This is a genomic window from Streptomyces sp. NPDC008121, from assembly GCF_042957155.1.
GTDB lineage: Bacteria > Actinomycetota > Actinomycetes > Streptomycetales > Streptomycetaceae > Streptomyces.
The window spans coordinates 147,407-164,057 of record NZ_JBIBHT010000001.1; the positions used below are offsets into that span (position 1 = coordinate 147,407).

Sequence of the window (16,651 nt, forward strand, 5' to 3'; positions counted from 1 at the left end):
GCCCAAACACCCCCCGGGGGGGGGCTACCCGCCCCGCGTACCCGCCCACCCACCGTTTTCCCTTGGCCGCCGCGGGGGGGGGGGGCGGGGGGGGGGCGGGGGGGGGGGGCCCCCCCCCCCGCGCGCCGGTTGCGGCGGGTGCGGCTCAGGCGGTGCCTGTCAGCTGTAGACGCCGAACTCGTGGAGCGAGTAACCCCAGCCGGTTCCCCGCGCGGTGAGCTGGAGCTTCACGTAACGGGCGGTGGTGGCGGCTTGGATGGTGTCGATGTCCCCGTTGCCCGTGGTGGTGGTGTGGACGGTCCGCCAGGCGTTTCCGTCGTCGGACACCTGCACCTCGTAGGACCTGGCGTAGGCGGGGTCCCAGACGAGCTGGAGCGTGCGGATCGGCTTGGCGGAGCCGAGGTCCACCTGGATCCACTGGGGGTCGCTCCAGTCGCTGGCCCAGCGGGTGCCGGTGTTGCCGTCGGTGGCGTTGGAGGCGGGGCAGGGGCAGTCGCCGTAGGAGGCCTGGGACGAGGAGGCGGTGGTGGGCCGGCCCTGGGCGAGGTTCGTTCCGTTCACGGGCGGGGCGACGACCTTGACGGATTTCGTCTCGATTCCGGCGTTGCCGCGGCCGTCCTCGGCCTGGATGTAGACCTTCCAGACCCCGAGCTTCTCGGGAGCGGTGACGGCGAAGGTGCCGTTACCCAGGGAGCGGTACCGCGCGTCGACGAGACGCTTGTCGCCGTTGGCGTAGTTTCCGCTGAGGTAGATCTTGGGTGTGATCGGGTCGCCTTCGGGGTCACGGATGTCGGCGCGGACCGTGAACTCGCCCCCCGCCGGGGCCGCGGAGGCCGGGCTGACGGTCATGTTGGTGATGACGGGCGGGGTGTTGGCGCCCGCGGAGCCGGTGTACGCCTTCTTGACGGCGTAGTAGGAGAGCCGCTTCAGGCCGTCGGGCAGGAGGTTGAACCAGACGCCGCCGAAGTCGTGTTCGAGGCCGTAGTGGAAGAGGGTGGCGCCGAGGGCGACGCCCTGGTGGCCGGTGACGCAGCCCCAGGCCTTGGTGTAGCCGTCGGCCTTCTGGACGTCGGTGGGCTCGTCCGGGATGCCGTTGACGTCGTTCGGGACCTCCCACTCGCCGGCGGGGCCGCCCTCGGTGATGACGTACGGCTTGGTGTAGCCGCCGTCGATCCAGTCCTGGCGCACCTTGCAGAGGTTGGCGTAGGAGTTCATCGAGTACAGGTCGAGGTCGGGGGCGTTGCGCTTGTAGTACGGCCAGGCACCGGTCCACGCGTCCGTGGAGGTCACGGGGTGGTCGGGGTCGATGGAGTGGATCTTCTTGGCGACGTCGTTGACGAAGGTCGTGTACGCGTTGCGCTGGGCCTCCAGCTCGGCACCGCCGTAGCAGTTCTGCAGGCCGAGGACGGACTCGTTGCCGACGTTCCACATGAGCGTCGCCGGGTGGGACTTGTAGGTGTCGACCCACGTGGCGAACTCGGTGAGCATGGTGTTCTTGTACGTCGTGTCGGTGACGTAGTTGACACACCCGCCGGCGCCGGGACCACCGCCGGGCTGGAGCCAGAAGCCGTTGATGACCTTGAGCCCATGGGCGGCCGCGGCGTCGAGCAGGGGTTTGCTGGAGGCGTCGGTTCCCCAGGTCCGCACGGTGTTGACGCCCATGGACTTCAGGTCCGGCATGTAGCGGGGAGCGTCGGCCGTCGCCGGGCCCCAGGTGAGGCCCTTGACCGTATACGGCTGTCCTCCGACGGTCAGTTGCCAGTTCCCCTGGGATCCGGTCACCTTGACCGCGCCGCCCGGCGGAGGGGTGGTTCCGCCGTCGGAGCCGTAGACCTGGAACTCCCACAGGGAGTAGCCGTAGCCGCCGGAGCGGGCGAGGCCCTGCATGCGCACGTACCGGCCCGAGCCGGAGACGGCGAGGTCGTCCGTGCCGCCGTCACCACCCGTCACCGTCTTCAGGGTGCGCCAGTCGGTGCCGTTGTCGGACGCCTGGATCTCGTAGTTCCTGCCGTAGGCGCCCTCCCAGGTCAGGACGGTGCGGCTGAGGTCCTTGCGCGCGCCGAGGTCGACCTGGATCCACTGGGAGTCCGTCCACTGGCTCGCCCAGCGGGTACCGGTCAGATTGCCGTCCACCGCGGCGGCCGCACCATAGGCGTCGCCCTCGGTCGACGAGGCGGTGGCCGTCTTGCCCTGGGAGAGAAGCGTCTCGGCGGCCTGTGCCTGCGGGGCCAGGCTCAGGGTGAGCGAGGACGCGAGAAGGGCGCCGAGCGTCACGAGGGACATTCCGTGGCGCCCACGGGAACGAGCGGGCGCGGAGGGGGGACTGGACACATGTGCTCCTGGCTGATTCATGACGCCGGGCACGGTGGACCGGGCCCGCGGGCCGGCTCGCGTGCGGCGCTCCGTGTGGAGGGGGATGCACGGTCTGATCGTGCGGGCCCTTCCGGGCCGGGCCGCGGGGACGTGATCACCCGGCCCGGAAGGGGATCGAGGCCCTCACCGTCGATGGGCGGTGAGGGCGAGGCGTCTCAGGGGAAGGAGACGACGGTCGACGGCACGGTGGAGGTGCCGGCCGGGATGGTGGAGGCCCCGGTGTCGTTGATGACGTGGTTGTAGTGGCCCATGCCGCCGAGGGACACCACCAGGAGGCTGTGGAACTTCACTCCCGGCTTGACCGGTGCCTTGAAGCCGTGGTCCTGGACGATGGTCGGGTCCACGTTGTAGTTGCAGTAGCTGCCGAGACCCCACGCCTCGTGGGTGTTCACCGAGTCGTCGACGCGGTAGGCGGCGTACCCCTTGGTGGTGCCGTTCTGGATGGCCGCCTGGTTGGGGGCGTCGTAGGCCTTCTCGTTCTGGTAGAAGATCGTGCGGCCGCGCTCGCCGTACCACTCCACGTCGTACTTGTTGAAGTGCTCGACGAAGAGGCCGGTGGCGAGCACGTCGTCGCCGTTGACCCGGACGCCGTAGTCGGCGCGGTTGGTCTCCCAGCCCCAGCCCTCGCCGTGGTCGGCACGCCAGACCCAGGTGTGGTCGACGATGGCGTCGTCACTGTTCACGACCATGCTGGTGGTGGCCTTGCCGGCCCCCGCGCCGCCGATGCGGATGTACACGTCCTGCACGGTGGTGGGGTTGGCGGCGTGGTCGGCGCCCGCGCCCTGCGGTCCGACCTCCAGCAGGGTCGGGGAGTTGACCGCTCCGGCGTCGATCAGGAAGCCGGCCAGCCGGACGCCGTCGACGTCGGCGACGCGCATCGCGGTCACGCCGTTGTCCGGGATGATCGTGGCGAGGCCGAGGCCGAGCACGATGGTGTTGGCGCGGTTCACGTTGATGGTCCGGTCGACGTGGTAGACGCCCGGGGTGAACAGCAGGTGGAGGCCCTGGGCCAGCGCCTGGTTGATGGTCGCGGCGGTGGCGCCCGGCTTGACCACGTAGAACTGGCTCAGCGGGACGGACTCGCCCTGCGGGGTGCCGTTGGCCCAGCTGGTGCCGCGGGCGTTCACGCGCTTGGCGGGCGCGAACACCTTGTACTCGTTGCCGTCCAGGTAGAGGTAGGGCTTCTCGCGGGAGATGGGGGTGGTGTCCAGCGTGGTGTATCGGGGCTCGGGGAAGGCGTTGGCCGGTGCGCCCTGGACGCCCGAGAAGGTCTGGTTCCAGACGCTGTTGGACCAGCCGCCGATGGCGCTGTCCCGGGTGTACCACTGCTGCTGGGAGTAGTTGCCGATCTGGCCGTCGACCTTCGAGTCGGCGATGTAGCCGCCGCTGGCCCAGCCGTAGCCGTTCGGGGCGAGGTTGAGCCCGCCCTTGACGTGCATGCGGCGGAAGGAGGACGCCTGCGAGACGGCCCACCGGTTGGTGCCGTTGACCGGGTTCAGGGTCAGACCCTCGGCGCCGCGCCAGAAGTTCTGCGTGGCGTTGCCGTTGAACCAGCCGGCGTCCACGGTCACGTCGCCGTTGATCGTGGTGTCGCCGGGGCGCAGTCCGAGGCCGGCTATCTGGGTGTAGAAGCCGATCTGCGCGTTCAGGCCGCTGTACGTCCCGGGCTTGAACAGGAAGGCGTGCCGCCCCGCTCCGAACTGGGCCGACTCCTGCTGCCGGAACACCTCGTCCAGCTTGCCCTGGATGCCCGGTGTGGACGGGTCGAAGACGTGGACGTTCGGGCCCAGGTCGCCACCGCCCGGCAGCTGCGGGCCGCCACCGCCGTCGCCGGGGGTGCCGTACACCTGGAACTCCCAGAGCGAGAAACCGTATCCGGTGGCCCGGGTCAGTCCGTTCATCCGGACGTACCGGCCGGAGCCGGAGAGGGAGACGTCGTCGGTGCCGCCGTCGCCGGCGGTGACGGTGGTCAGCGTCCGCCAGTCGGTGCCGTTGTCGGAGGCCTGGATCTGGTAGCTCTTGCCGTATGCGGCCTCCCAGGTGAGGACCGCGCGGTCGAGCGTGGCGCTCTGGCCGAGGTCGACCTGGATCCACTGGGAGTCCTGCCACTGGCTGGCCCAGCGGGTTCCGGTGAGGTTGCCGTCGACGGCGGCGCCGGCCGTGAAGGCGCCCCCCTCGCTCGACGAGGCGGTGGCGGTCTTGCCCTGTGAGAGCAGGGCGGGAGCCGCGTGTGCCGTGGTCGCCGGGGTGACGGCGAGCAGGGCGGCGGCCATGGACGAGACGAGTGCGCCGACGGTGGCCCGTCTGACGGATGAGGCGGGGCGCCGGAAGGCCGGCGGGGACCCGACGGATGGCATGGGGGCTCCTCGGTATACGGAACGGAAACGTGGGAGAGCGCTCTCCGAAACCATGCCCGCCCCTCGAGTGAGCGGTCAAGGAGTAGGACATGGCTTTTCTTTTGGCTTTCATTAAGTGTCGACAGCATGTTCCGGGGCCCCGTCCGGGTCGCGCGCCCGCCCCGCCCGCAGCCCCGTTAAGGTGCACGGGTGGGGAATCGAGGGCCGACTCTGGAGGACGTCGCACGTGAGGCGGGGGTGTCACGGGCGACGGTGTCGCGCGTCGTCAACGGCGTACGCAACGTGGCGCCCGAGATCCAGCAGGCCGTACGCCACGCCATCGCACGCATCGGCTACGCGCCGAACCAGGCCGCCCGTTCCCTGGTGACGCGGCGCAGCGGCACCGTCGGTCTCGTCTTCTCCGCGACGGGGGAGGCGTTCGCCGCCCGGGTCTTCTCCGACCCCTTCTTCGGACGGGTGGTCGACGGCGTGCTGCCGGCGCTGCGCGAGAGCGGGATCCAGCCGGTGCTGCTGGTGGCCGAGTCGGAGCAGGCCAGGACCCAGCTGGTGGAGTACCTGCGACAGGGGGGCGCCGACGGGGCGCTGGTGGTGTCGCTCGACGAGGACGATCCGCTGCCGGCGATGCTGGTGGCCGCGGGCCTGCCGACGGTGCTCTTCGGCCGCCCGGACGGCGCCGTGCCCTGCGGCTACGTCGACTGCGACAACGAGGCGGGTGCCCGGCTGGCCGCCGAGCACCTCTGGGCGACGGGCCGGCGGCGGCCGGCCACGATCGCGGCGCCCGTGACCGCTCCGACGGCCCGCGCCCGCCTCGACGGGTTCCGGCAGGCGCTCGCGGCCCGTGGGGTGACGTCCGTGCCCGTCGTGCGGGGGCGGTTCACGGTGGACTCCGGCAGGCAGGCGATGGCCCGGCTGCTGGAGGAGAACCCGGGGATCGACGCCGTGTTCGCCGCGAACGACCTGATGGCGCAGGGGGCCTGCCAGTACCTGCGCGAGCGGGGGGTGGCCGTCCCCGAGGACGTGGCCGTGGTGGGGTTCGACGACTCCCTGGCGGCGCGGAAGAGCCGGCCGGCGCTCACCACCGTGCGCCAGCCGGTGGAGCGGATGGCGGCCGCCATGGCCCGGCTCCTGGCCGCACAGCTCGACGGCGGCCGGCCTCTCCCCTCGCCGCTCCCGGCCGTGCGGGACGGCGGCCGGCCCGAACCTCCTTCGCAGGTGTTCGAGCCGGTGCTCGTGGTACGCGAGTCCGCGTGACCCGCGGCCCCCGCGGGGGCCGGTGCGTCAGCGGCTCCCCTCCCGGTGGGCCCGGATGATGTCCGCGTACCGGTGCCCGCTCGTCTTCACGGTCCGGCGCTGCGTGGCGTAGTCGACGTGGACGAGGCCGAAGCGCTTGTCGTAGCCGTACGCCCACTCGAAGTTGTCCAGGAGCGACCAGGCGTAGTAGCCGGCCAGCGGGGCTCCCTTGCGCACCGCGCGGGCGCAGGCGGCCAGGTGCCCCTCCAGGTAGCGGGTGCGGTCGGGGTCGTGGACCGCGCCGTCGGGGCCGACGGTGTCGGGGAAGGCCGAGCCGTTCTCGGTGACGTAGAGCCGGCGCACGCCGTACTCCTCGGTGAGGCGCAGCAGGAAGGACTCCAGCCCGTCGGCGTCGATCTGCCAGTCCATGCCGGTGCGGGGCACGTCGGGGAGGCGGACCTCGCGGGCGTACGGGACGGAGCCCGCCGGGTCGTCGGCGACGGTGACCGGGAAGTAGTAGTTGAGGCCGTGCCAGTCGAGCGGGGCGGCGATGGTCTCGGCGTCGCCGGGGCGTTCGGGCAGCTCGACTCCGTACAGCTCGCGCATGTCGGCGGGGAAGCCGCGGCCGTAGACGGGGTCCAGCCACCAGCGGTTGGTGTGCCCGTCCATGCGGAGGGCGGCGGCGATGTCCTCGGGCCGGGTGGACGCGGCCTCGACCGTGGAGTGGTTGGTGACCAGGCCGATCCGCGCGTCCGGCGCGGCCGCGCGTACGGCCTGGACGGCGAGGCCGTGGGAGAGCAGGAGGTGGTAGGAGGCGCGGACGGCGGCCGTCAGATCGGTGAGCCCGGGGGCCATCCGGCCCTCCAGGTGGCCGATCCAGCCCGAGCAGAGCGGCTCGTTGAGGGTGGCCCACTGGGTGACCCGGTCCCCCAGCCGTTCGGCGACGACGGTGGCGTAGGCGGCGAGGTGTTCGGCGGTCTCGCGCTCGGTCCAGCCGCCGCGGTCCTGGAGGGCCTGCGGCAGGTCCCAGTGGTAGAGGGTGACGGAGGGCGTGATGCCGGCGTCGAGGAGGCCGTCGACGAGCCGGTCGTAGAAGTCGAGCCCGGCCGCGTTGACGGGGCCGTCACCGCCGGGGACGACGCGCGGCCAGGCGACGGAGAGGCGGTACGCGTCGGTGCCGAGGCCCTTCATCAGAGCGACGTCCTCGGGCCAGCGGTGGTAGTGGTCGCAGGCGATGTCGCCGTGGTCGCCGTTGTCGATCGCTCCGGGCACGCGGCTGAAGGTGTCCCAGATGGAGGGAGCGCGGCCGTCCTCGTCGACGGCGCCCTCGATCTGGTACGCGGAGGTCGCCGTCCCCCAGGAGAAGTCCGGGGGGAACGCCTCCAGATCGAGCGGGCGGGAGTCGGTGGATTCGGACACAGGGAACCTCTTCGTGATCGATGTGGTGAAGGGCGTCACTTGACCGCACCCGCGGTGAGGCCGGTGACGAGATAGCGCTGGAGCAGGAGGAACCCGATGACGACGGGGAGGCTCACCACGAGGGAGGCGGCCATCACCTGGTTCCAGTAGACGTCGTTCTGCGTGGCGTAGCCCTGGAGGCCGACGGCGAGGGTGCGGGTGGTGTCGTTGGTCATGACGGAGGCGAAGAGGACCTCGCCCCAGGCGGTCATGAAGGCGTAGACGGCGACGGCGATGATGCCGGGGACCGCCGCCGGGACGATCACGCGGAACAGCGCGCTGATCGGTCCGCAGCCGTCGACCTTGGCCGCCTCGTCGAGTTCCCGGGGGATCGAGTCGAAGTAGCCGGTCAGCATCCAGATGGAGAACGGCAGCGAGAAGGTCAGATAGGTGAGGATCAGGCCTTCGCGCGAGCCGAAGAGGGCGATGCCGGTGGCGTTGCCGATGTTGACGTAGATGAGGAAGAGCGGCAGCAGGAAGAGGATGCCGGGGAACATCTGCGTCGAGAGGACCGTGACCGTGAAGACCCGCTTGCCGCGGAAGGTGTAACGGCTGACGGCGTACGCGGCGAAGATCGCGACGGTGACCGAGAAGACGGTGGCCGCCCCCGCCACGATCAGGGAGTTCACGAAGTAGTCGGCGAGCGGGACGGTGTCCCAGATGTCGACGTACGGGCGGAGGGTGAGGCCGGAGGGGATCCACTCGAACTTGCCCGAGACGTCCTCCAGCGGCTTGAGGGAGCTGGAGATCATCACGTACACCGGCAGCAGGACGAAGCCGGTGAGCAGGGTGAGGAAGATCCGGCGGGTCCAGAGGAAGGAGCGGGGCGCCGCCATCGGGGAGCGGACGGACCTCGGGGGCCGGGCGGTCCGGTGCCCGCGTGCGTGCTCAGGCATCGGTGGCCTTCCTTCCCCGGGTGGTGAGCAGGAGGTAGACGCCCGTGACGACGAGGAGGAAGAGCAGGAGCAGCACGGACATGGCCGAGCCGGTGCCGAAGTTCCAGGTCTGGAAGGACGATTGGTAGATGTGGAGGGAGATCAGGTCGGCGGCTTCGGGAGCGGCCTTGCCGAAGAGCACGAACGGCGTGTTGAAGTCGTTGAACGTCCACAGGAACAGCACGAGGACGAGGACCTGGTTGACCGGTCGCAGGGACGGCAGGGTGATGTGGCGGATCTGCTTCCAGACGCCGGCGCCGTCGAGGGCGGCGGCCTCGTACATGTCACGGGGGATGTTCTGGAGTCCCGCCATGACGGTGAGGAAGGCGAAGGGCCAGCCCTTCCACACGGAGACGATGAGCAGGGCCCAGAAGCTGTTGTCACCGATGAGCCAGAAGGCGGGGCTGTCCCCGATGCCGAGCTGGTCGTGCAGGACGTGGTTGATGAGGCCGTTGTCGCGCTGGAACATGAACGCCCAGGTGATGACGGCCGCGTAGACGGGCAGGGCGTACGGGACGAGGAAGAGGGTCCGCAGGAGGCCCCGGCCGCGGAAGTTCTCCTGGAGGAAGACCGCCGCTGCCGTCCCCAGCAGCCAGCACAGGCCCACGGAGAGGACGGTGAACAGGCAGGTGGTGAGGAAGGAGCCGAGCAGGGCCTGGCCGACGGGTGCGTCGAAGTCGACCGAGACGGCGAAGTTGTCGAGCCCGGACCAGGGGGCCTCCGACCAGTTCCGGATGTAGAACTGGGTGAGCTCCTTGAAGCTCATGGTGATGCCCATGAGCATCGGCACGAGGTGGACGAGGAGTTCGAGGAGGAGGGCGGGCAGGAGCAGGAGGTACGGCAGTGCGGTGCGGCGACGCCCGGAGCGGCGTGGTGCGGGTGCCTCTCCGGGTGCGGCCTCGCGCACCGCCGGCTCACTCTCGAGAGTGGCGGTGGTTCTGGTCATGGGAGGGGCTGCCTACTTCTTGGGCATCTGCTGCTGGGCCTTGTCGAGCTTGGCCCGGACGGACTCGGTGGTGACGGCCCGGCCGGCGGCGGCGTCGGCGAAGAGCTCCTTGACCGCGGTGCCGACGACGGTCTCGAACTGCGACTCCTCGGGGACCTGCGGCAGGGCGGCGGCGCTGGTGGCGAGGGTGTCGCGGATGACGGCGAGCGACGGGCCGGCGAACTCCGGGGCTTTCTGGGCGCTCTTGACCGGCGGGACGGAGCCGTAGGCCTTGTTGAGCATGGTCTGCTCTTCGTCGCTGGTCATGAACTTCACGAACTTCAGGGCGCCGTCGAGGTTCTTGGTGTTCTTGAAGACGGCCATGTTGATGCCGGCGACCATGGAGTTGGTCTGGGTGCCCTGCCCGGGCTTGCCGGACTGGACGGGGGCGGGGGCGACGCCCCACTCCTCCTCGGACATGCCCTGGGAGGCGAAGGTCTGCGACGGCGTCTGCCACAGGACCATGCCGGTCCGGTCCTTGGCGAAGTCGCTGAGCGACTGGTTCTGGGCGTACTCGGCGTTGCCCGGGGCGACGATCTTCTGGGTGGCCATCAGGTCGACGTACTGCTTCACGGCGGCGACGGCGCCGTCGGAGGTGAAGTCGGCCTTGCCGTCGGGGGTGAAGAACTCGGCGCCGTGCTGCTTGCCGAACACGAAGACCTGGTGGATGTTGTTGGAGAGGTTGGAGCCCTCGACGCCTATGCCCCACTTGCCGTCCTTGCTGATCTTCTTGCCGGTGGCGATCAGCTCGTCCCAGGTCGTCGGCGGCTTCTCGATGCCGGCGTCCTTGAACATCTTCTTGTTGTAGTAGAGCGCGTAGGCCATGGAGTAGAGCGGGACGGCGGCCGGGTCCTGGCCGGGGACGCCGGTGGAGCCGAGCGCGGAGTCGACGAAGCGGTCCTTGCCGCCGATGGCCTGGAAGTTCTTCGAGTCCCAGGGGAGCAGCGCGCCGGTGGACTGGAGGGAGGCGCTCCAGGTGTTGCCGATGTTGAGGACGTCGGGGCCCTGGCCGGAGGTGGTCGCGGTGAGGATGCGGTTGAGCAGGTCGGACCAGGGGATGACCTCCAGCTTGACCTTGATCCCGGTCTCCTTCTCGAACTGGTCGAGTTCGGGCTGGAGCACCTTCTTGTCGACCTCCAGGCTGGAGCCCTGGTTGGAGGCCCAGTAGGTCAGGGTCTTCGGCTGCGAGGCGTTGTCCCCTCCCCCGCCGCAGGCGGTGGCGGTGAGGACGAGGGACAGGGTGACGGCACCGGTGACTGCGGCTCTGATTCTGCGCATGGCTCCTGGGCCCTTTCGGGGGTGACGGGAGGGCCGACACGGTGAGGGCGCCCGCGCCGCTCTCCGTCACATCGGCTTAATTTAGGATGTGAGTTAAACCCCATGAGAAGGTCGCGTCAAGGCCTGTCATGCGGGTATGTTGCACCGGACGACTGCAGAGACGGGGACCCGAGTGCACGCGAGAAGTGGCCGCACGGTGCGTGACCTGCGACGCGAGAACCGCACCGCGGTGCTGCGCAGGCTGTACTTCGACGGGCCGATGAGCCGCCTCGTGCTCGGCCCCGCGACCGGACTGAGCTCGGGCTCGGTCAGCAACGTCGTCGCCGAACTCGTCGCCGAGGGTCTGGTCGAGGAGGCCGGCAGCGTCGACTCGGCCGGCGGACGGCCCCGTACGCTCCTGCGCATCTCCCCCGCCAGCAGCTGCATGATCGGCGTGGACATCGGCGAGACCCGCGTCAGGATCGAACTCTTCGACCTCACCCTCACCGAGCTCGCGCGCGCCGAGCGGCCGCTGGCCAGCTCGGGGCCGCGCACGGCGCGCTACGACGTGGAGGTCATCGTCGGCCACCTCCGCGACGGCATCGCCGAGGTGCTGCGGATCGCGGACGTACCACCGGAGCGCCTGCTCGGCGTCGGCGTGGGCGTCCCCGGAATCGTCTCCCGCACCGGCGAGGACGGCTCGGTGGTGCACGGTCAGACCATCGGCTGGCACGCCGTCCCGCTGGAGCGACTGCTGCGCTCGGCCGTGGAACTGCCGGCGGGTGTCCCGTACTGGATCGACAACGGCGCCAAGACCCTCGGCCAGGCCGAGATGTGGTTCGGCGCCGGACGTGGCGCCCGCAGCGCGGTGGTCGTCCTCTTCGGCTCGGGCGTCGGCGCCTGCGTGGTCTCGGACCCGCTGGGGCCGGGACGGGCCCTGGAGTGGGGGCATCTGACCGTACGGGTCCGGGGGCGCCGCTGCCGCTGCGGCGCGCAGGGCTGCCTGGAGGCGTACGCGGGAGCGGAGGCGCTGCTGGAGCGCTGGCGCGAGGCGGGCGGGCAGCCGCCGGCCGACGCCGACGAGGAGACGGCCCTGACGGCGATGCTCGCCGCCGCCTACCCCCCCGGCCCCGGCACGGAGCCCGACCTGACGGCGCTCGCCGTCCTGGAGGAGACCGCCGAATACCTCGGGGCGGGCTTCTCCGATCTGATCAACCTCTTCCAGCCGGAGCGCATCCTCGTCGGCGGCTGGGCCGGCCTCCAGCTCGGCGCGCGCTTCCTGGAGACCGTGACGGCGTACGCGCGGCAGTACGCGCTGCGCTACCCGGCCAGCCGGACCGGCATCGCCCTGGGCACCCTCGGCCCGGAGGCGGTCACCGTGGGAGCGGCCCTGCTGCCCCTGGCCGACTTCTTCGCGCGGGGCGGCCGCCGCCCGGAGACGGCGCCCATCACCCCGGCCCCCGCCTGGCAGGCCGCCCTCCAGGACCGCGTGACGACCTGATCCGTCGGTAGGGTCACCTCCCGGGTCTGCGCAGGCCACGACCGGGCCGTCCGCGCGAGACCCGGTGTCGTCGTGTTGCTCACGTGGGGTGTGAGGCGGGAGTCGACTGGGAAGTCAACGCCCGTCGCAAAGACGGAGGGTGTTTCTGTGGAGGGGGCTTTCTTGAGCGGGTCACGTGCTGGCGGCGCTTTCACCGCCGCGACCGTGTGTGTCATCGGTGCCGGCCTGTCGGGCCTGGCGACCGCCCGCGCGCTCGCGAACCGGGGCATCGACTTCGTCTGCCTGGAGAAGGCGCCGGACGTGGGCGGGCTCTGGCGACGGCCGGGGGCGGGCGAGCGCGGCCCGGCGTATCTGTCGCTGCACCTCAACAGCGCCAGACAGCTGACGGGTTACGCCGAGTTCCCGATGGCCGACGACCTCCCGCTCTATCCCCGGCACGACGATGTCGCCGCCTATCTGCGCTCCTTCGCCGAGTGGGCCGGTCTGCTGCCGCGGATCGAACTGCGCACCGAGGTGCTCTCGGCACGGCAGGACGCCGACGGGGCCTGGACGGTCGTCAGCCGGGACGCGGCGGCCGAGGTGACGGAACGCCGCTTCTCGCACGTGATCGTCGCCTCGGGCCACAACACCGAGCCCGCGCTGCCCGATCCGCTGCCGCCGGGCGCCGAGTCCTTCGAAGGAAGGATTCTGCACTCGATGGACTACCAGACAGGGAAGGACTTCGCCGGGCAGCGCGTGGTCGTCGTGGGCCTCGGGGCCTCGGCCGTCGACATCGCCGCTGACCTCTCCCGGCACGCCGCGCGGACCGTGCTGTCCGTCCGCCGTGGTCTGCACATCGTGCCCAAGCAGCTCTTCGGCATGTCCGTCGACCTGATCGCCGAAGCGCCCTGGTGGGCCGCGATGTCCCTCGCCGAACAGCGGCGCTTCGTCGAGCAGGCGCTCTTCGTGGCACGGGGCCGACTGTCGGACTACGGCCTGCCCGAGCCCGACCACCCCGTCTTCTCCTCGGCCGTCACCATCTCGGACGAGATCCTGAGCCGGATACGGCACGGCGCGGTGCTGCCGAAGCCCGCGATCGAGTCCCTGGCCGGCAGCCGGGTGTCCTTCACCGACGGAACCTCGGTCGAGGCCGACGCGATCGTCTACTGCACCGGCTTCCGCATGGCCTTCCCCTTCCTCCCCGACGGCTGCCCCTCGGACCCGCGGCGCGGGGCGGTCGAGTTGTACCGGCGCATGGTCGCGCCCGACCGTCCCGGGCTGCTCTTCGTCGGCCTGATCCGCCCGGTCGGGTCGATCACCCGCCTCGTGGAGGCCCAGGCACGGTGGGTGGCGCAGGTCGTCGCCGACGACATCGTCCTGCCGTCGACGGACGTCATGCGCGAGGAGATCCGCACGTACCTGAGCGGCGTCGAGGAGCGTTACGGACGGTCGGAGGGATCCTCCATCCAGGTGGACGTCGGTCCCTATCTGCGGGATCTACGAGAGTTGCAGGACGCCTGACCGTCCGGTTCGCCCTCTCGTGGGAGCCGTCGACCGTCACCCCGCCCTGGAGGGGTCAGGGGCGACGGTCGACGCGTGCGGAGGCACGTGCATGACGGGGTGTCACGTCAGCTGGCGCGGCGCCGACGGCGCGAGGTGACAGCGGCGTGGGGCGGCGGAGTTGGGGGGCGGGCACACGGCATCACATCTCCAGACCCGAGCCTGCGGCCGGGGCCTGTCCGACCCGCCCCCCATCGCCGCGAGTCCCTCACGATCTCCGACCGGCCATCAGCACAGACCATACGACAGGCCTGCCCGCACGACTCCGACGCCGTGATCACACCAGCCACAGCGAGATCACTCTACGGGCGACGAGCCCTCCCGCTGGTCGGGGTGGGTTCCGGACGTGAAGGCAAGAATGTCGAGGACCGCCGAGCGCAGACTCCCGAAGTGACGGTGCACGCCGTCCACCGCGACGGGAGCGTTGACGCCCCACACCGTCATGCCGGCACGCAGCCCGGACCGCACCCCGGACGGGGCGTCCTCGATCACCAGACAGTCCTCCGGCTCGGCACCGAGCCGCTTGGCAGCCAGCAGATACGGGACGGGCGAGGGCTTGCCTTCCTCCACGGAGGCGGCATCCACGATGACGTCCGGCACCGGCAAGCCGGTCCGGGCGAAGCGTCCGCGCACCCGGTGCTCGTCATTCGACGTCACCAACGCCCAACCCGTGGAGGGCAGAGCGCCGAGCAGCTCAGGGGGCGGAGAAAATGCGGTGCGTGCCGGCACCGCGGTGGTCAGACTCGCTGACATGACTGAGAAGATCACCCGCATCAACCCCGAGCAGCTGCATGAGACACCCGGCTACCACCACATCACCGTGGTGGAGGCGGGCCGTACCGCCTACCTGGCGGGGCAGTGCCCGCTTGACCGGAAGGGTGACCTCGTCGGTTCCGGTTCCCTCGAGACGCAGGTCGACCAGGTGGTCGCCAACGCGCTCGCCGCCCTGGCAGCGGTGAGTGCCCAGCCTGAACATGTGGTGCGGTCGGTGATCTACGTACGGAGCGACGAGAGGGACGCTCTCGGAGCCGCATGGCGTCGGCTCACCGAGTCTGCCCTGGGCCCGGCGTTCACCACCGCCAGCACGCTCCTGGGCGTCGCCCAACTGGGCTTTCCGGGGCAGCTCGTCGAGGTGGATCTCACCGTGGCGTTGCCTGACTGACTTCGAACGATCTTGATGGCATCGGCGGTCCGAGCCGGAAGCTCTGCGTCAGTGCAGTTGCCAACGGAGGAGAGCCCGCGCCAAGGGCTCCCCGGTACGGTGCGCGTAGAGCGTGCGTTCCTTGATCTCGCGCACCGTGCGCGGGCGCCATCCGGGGCCGCCGCAGCAGGACTTGTGGAACCTGATGCCCGCGTTCAGGACCACCGACAGGGCTCGCCAGGCGTCCGTGTCACGGCGCCGGGGCGCGGCGAACGCCGAACCGGCGTGGATCATCGCCTTCGCACAGCGCGGACAGCGCCGCTCGCGTTCGGGGCCGTACGCCTGCTTGTACGAAGCCCGGCAGGGCAGACAGACGTACGAGGTCTTTCCATGGCTCATACGTGCAGGCTAGAGCCACGCACGCTCCGACCGCTACGCCATTACGTGTGCGTGAGGCGCAGGGTGAGACAGCCCGATCGATAGGGGCGTGATCAGGCGTGCGGCCCGGGGCTCAGCTCGCCGACCAGCACGGTGCGGACGATCGGCGGCCGTCCCCAAAGGGCCAGGATCTCGTTGGAGAGGTCGCCGAGCCGGCCGTGGTCGCGTAGGCCGTGTGTGGTGATGCCGGCTGCCGCCAGGCTGCGGGGGACGGCCTTGGCGTCCAGGAGGGCCCGCCACTCCGCCGGCCCGATGTCGAGGTACTCCAGACCGAGCCTGCCGATCTGCCGGGGGTCGGCGAGGGTGCCCGGGTAGGCGGTGAGGGTGCGCAGGCGCGGTAGTCCGACCACAGGGGTGAGGTCGACCGGCGCGTCGTCCCACACCCCGATGCAGAGCACCTCCAGCTCCGGGTGCGCGGCGGCCTCGACGCCGCGCAGATGGGCCACGTTGACGTGGGCGACCGCCGGTCCCTCGCTCCGCCGGCGGGAGCCGGACCGCCGTCGGCCGCGCGGCTTGACCCGCCGCACCAGGTCGGTGAGCGAGTCGGCGATCAGCTCGGCGCCGAGGAACGACTCGTGGCTCAGCAGCACGATCTGCCCGGTGTGGCCGGCCGGCCCTGGGGTCAGGTCGACCGCGAGCCGGTCGCCGCCGCCGTTGTCCCCGAAGACGATCCAGCCGGGCGAGCCGACGAGGCCCTGGACGGCGGCGTCGGGCGGGGTGACAGCGGCCTCGCAGGCCGCGAACCTCCAGGGCGCCGGCCGGGACGCCGAGTCGGCGACGTACACGTCGTCCAGGGGGAAGAGTTCGCATCCGACGGTGTCGTACACCCCGGCTCGGTCGTCGCCGTGCGCGTCTTCCCGCCTCCACCGCACGACCCGGTAGAGGGCCCGCAACTCGTCGGGAAGTCGCAGGCCGAGACGCGCTTCGGTGGCGGCGATCTCCTCGTCGCCGGCGCCGATGGCGCCGGGCAGCCGTGCGCGCAACCGCCGCTCCAGCGCCACCGGGTCCGCCGACCGGGCCGGGTGCGCGGCGGGGGCCGAGGCGGGCAGCCGGCGCCAGGGCTCGGGGACCGCGCCCTCGACCAGCAGGAGCGCCCCGCCGCCCGCCGGTCCGGACTCCACGGCCGGGCTGGGGCCCCTCACCCGCAGCCGGGTCCTGCCCGAGGGGGTGACCCGGGCGGAGAAGGTCACGGACTCCACGCCGGCCCCTTCGAGGGCGTCCCTCACCCGCTCGACGGCCTCCCGCTCCGCGGCCGAGGCCCTCCCGCGCGGCCGGGACCGTGACGACCACGCGTCCCGGCCTACCGCACCGGACAGGTGCACCGTCCCGTCCTCGTCCTGCGCCTCGCTCCCGGCCGCCCACTCCCGCAGGAGCGGCGCCCACGTGTCGAAGGAGTGCAAGGGCGGCACGGAGGGGAGGGAGGCCGGCTCGTTCATG

General features: G+C 71.1%; 12 protein-coding genes and 1 pseudogene. 4 read left to right on the forward strand and 9 right to left on the reverse strand.

Annotated elements, in window-relative coordinates:
• Positions 1-159: 159 nt before the first annotated feature.
• Entirely contained in the window at positions 160-2,283 is a 2,124-nt protein-coding gene (locus ACFZBD_RS00650; RefSeq protein WP_391133029.1) for a discoidin domain-containing protein, read from the reverse strand.
• A 245-nt stretch (positions 2,284-2,528) separates the two neighbouring features.
• A complete protein-coding gene (locus tag ACFZBD_RS00655) occupies positions 2,529-4,730 on the reverse strand; it encodes a discoidin domain-containing protein (protein WP_391133033.1) in 2,202 nt (733 codons plus the stop codon).
• A gap of 189 nt (positions 4,731-4,919) precedes the next feature.
• Between ACFZBD_RS00655 and ACFZBD_RS00660 the strand changes: the two genes are divergently transcribed.
• On the forward strand, positions 4,920-5,981 hold the full coding sequence (locus ACFZBD_RS00660) for a substrate-binding domain-containing protein (protein ID WP_391133036.1): 1,062 nt from the start codon (positions 4,920-4,922) through the stop codon (positions 5,979-5,981).
• A 27-nt stretch (positions 5,982-6,008) separates the two neighbouring features.
• On the opposite strand, the gene ACFZBD_RS00665 is transcribed toward ACFZBD_RS00660, so the two are convergent.
• From ACFZBD_RS00665 to ACFZBD_RS00680, 4 genes are read right to left on the reverse strand one after another with little or no spacing between them, the layout of a single operon-like run.
• The gene (locus tag ACFZBD_RS00665) at positions 6,009-7,379 is read right to left on the reverse strand and encodes a GH1 family beta-glucosidase (RefSeq protein WP_391133039.1); all 1,371 of its coding nucleotides are present in this window, start codon (positions 7,377-7,379) and stop codon (positions 6,009-6,011) included.
• A gap of 35 nt (positions 7,380-7,414) precedes the next feature.
• On the reverse strand, positions 7,415-8,254 hold the full coding sequence (locus ACFZBD_RS00670) for an ABC transporter permease subunit (protein WP_391135831.1): 840 nt from the start codon (positions 8,252-8,254) through the stop codon (positions 7,415-7,417).
• A gap of 52 nt (positions 8,255-8,306) precedes the next feature.
• Positions 8,307-9,299 (reverse strand): ABC transporter permease subunit, encoded by a 993-nt coding sequence (locus tag ACFZBD_RS00675; RefSeq protein WP_391133042.1) that lies wholly within the window; start codon positions 9,297-9,299, stop codon positions 8,307-8,309.
• 12 nt (positions 9,300-9,311) lie between these two features.
• The gene (locus ACFZBD_RS00680) at positions 9,312-10,616 is read right to left on the reverse strand and encodes an extracellular solute-binding protein (RefSeq protein WP_391133045.1); all 1,305 of its coding nucleotides are present in this window, start codon (positions 10,614-10,616) and stop codon (positions 9,312-9,314) included.
• A 136-nt stretch (positions 10,617-10,752) separates the two neighbouring features.
• Here ACFZBD_RS00680 and ACFZBD_RS00685 point away from each other — a divergent pair, with 136 nt between their 5' ends.
• Both ACFZBD_RS00685 and ACFZBD_RS00690 read left to right on the forward strand, forming a co-directional pair.
• Positions 10,753-12,096 (forward strand): ROK family protein, encoded by a 1,344-nt coding sequence (locus ACFZBD_RS00685; protein ID WP_391133048.1) that lies wholly within the window; start codon positions 10,753-10,755, stop codon positions 12,094-12,096.
• Between the two features lie 204 nt (positions 12,097-12,300).
• A complete protein-coding gene (locus ACFZBD_RS00690; RefSeq protein ID WP_391133051.1) occupies positions 12,301-13,596 on the forward strand; it encodes an NAD(P)-binding domain-containing protein in 1,296 nt (431 codons plus the stop codon).
• A gap of 336 nt (positions 13,597-13,932) precedes the next feature.
• On the opposite strand, the pseudogene ACFZBD_RS00695 reads toward ACFZBD_RS00690, so the two are convergent.
• Positions 13,933-14,349, reverse strand: a pseudogene (locus ACFZBD_RS00695) (HAD family hydrolase); the annotation flags it as partial.
• A gap of 37 nt (positions 14,350-14,386) precedes the next feature.
• Here ACFZBD_RS00695 and ACFZBD_RS00700 point away from each other — a divergent pair.
• Positions 14,387-14,797: a Rid family hydrolase gene (locus tag ACFZBD_RS00700; RefSeq protein ID WP_391133054.1), complete on the forward strand. Its 411-nt coding sequence runs from the start codon at positions 14,387-14,389 to the stop codon at positions 14,795-14,797.
• A 48-nt stretch (positions 14,798-14,845) separates the two neighbouring features.
• On the opposite strand, the gene ACFZBD_RS00705 is transcribed toward ACFZBD_RS00700, so the two are convergent.
• Together ACFZBD_RS00705 and ACFZBD_RS00710 are read right to left on the reverse strand one after the other, a co-directional pair.
• Positions 14,846-15,175, reverse strand: a complete 330-nt coding sequence (locus ACFZBD_RS00705) for a deoxyxylulose-5-phosphate synthase (protein WP_391133057.1) — start codon at positions 15,173-15,175, stop codon at positions 14,846-14,848.
• A 92-nt stretch (positions 15,176-15,267) separates the two neighbouring features.
• Positions 15,268-16,650 (reverse strand): SMI1/KNR4 family protein, encoded by a 1,383-nt coding sequence (locus tag ACFZBD_RS00710; RefSeq protein WP_391133061.1) that lies wholly within the window; start codon positions 16,648-16,650, stop codon positions 15,268-15,270.
• Between the last annotated feature and the right edge of the window lies 1 nt (position 16,651).

What these genes read in the sequence shown, in the direction of transcription:
- ACFZBD_RS00650 (WP_391133029.1), bottom strand. Translation starts at nt 2,283, where the DNA reads ATGTCCCTCGTGACGCTCGGCGCCCTTCTCGCGTCCTCGCTCACCCTG.
- ACFZBD_RS00655 (WP_391133033.1), bottom strand. Translation starts at nt 4,730, where the DNA reads ATGCCATCCGTCGGGTCCCCGCCGGCCTTCCGGCGCCCCGCCTCATCC.
- ACFZBD_RS00670 (WP_391135831.1), bottom strand. Translation starts at nt 8,254, where the DNA reads ATGGCGGCGCCCCGCTCCTTCCTCTGGACCCGCCGGATCTTCCTCACC.
- ACFZBD_RS00675 (WP_391133042.1), bottom strand. Translation starts at nt 9,299, where the DNA reads ATGACCAGAACCACCGCCACTCTCGAGAGTGAGCCGGCGGTGCGCGAG.
- ACFZBD_RS00680 (WP_391133045.1), bottom strand. Translation starts at nt 10,616, where the DNA reads ATGCGCAGAATCAGAGCCGCAGTCACCGGTGCCGTCACCCTGTCCCTC.
- ACFZBD_RS00685 (WP_391133048.1), top strand. Translation starts at nt 10,753, where the DNA reads ATGTTGCACCGGACGACTGCAGAGACGGGGACCCGAGTGCACGCGAGA.
- ACFZBD_RS00700 (WP_391133054.1), top strand. Translation starts at nt 14,387, where the DNA reads ATGACTGAGAAGATCACCCGCATCAACCCCGAGCAGCTGCATGAGACA.
- ACFZBD_RS00705 (WP_391133057.1), bottom strand. Translation starts at nt 15,175, where the DNA reads ATGAGCCATGGAAAGACCTCGTACGTCTGTCTGCCCTGCCGGGCTTCG.
- ACFZBD_RS00710 (WP_391133061.1), bottom strand. Translation starts at nt 16,650, where the DNA reads ATGAACGAGCCGGCCTCCCTCCCCTCCGTGCCGCCCTTGCACTCCTTC.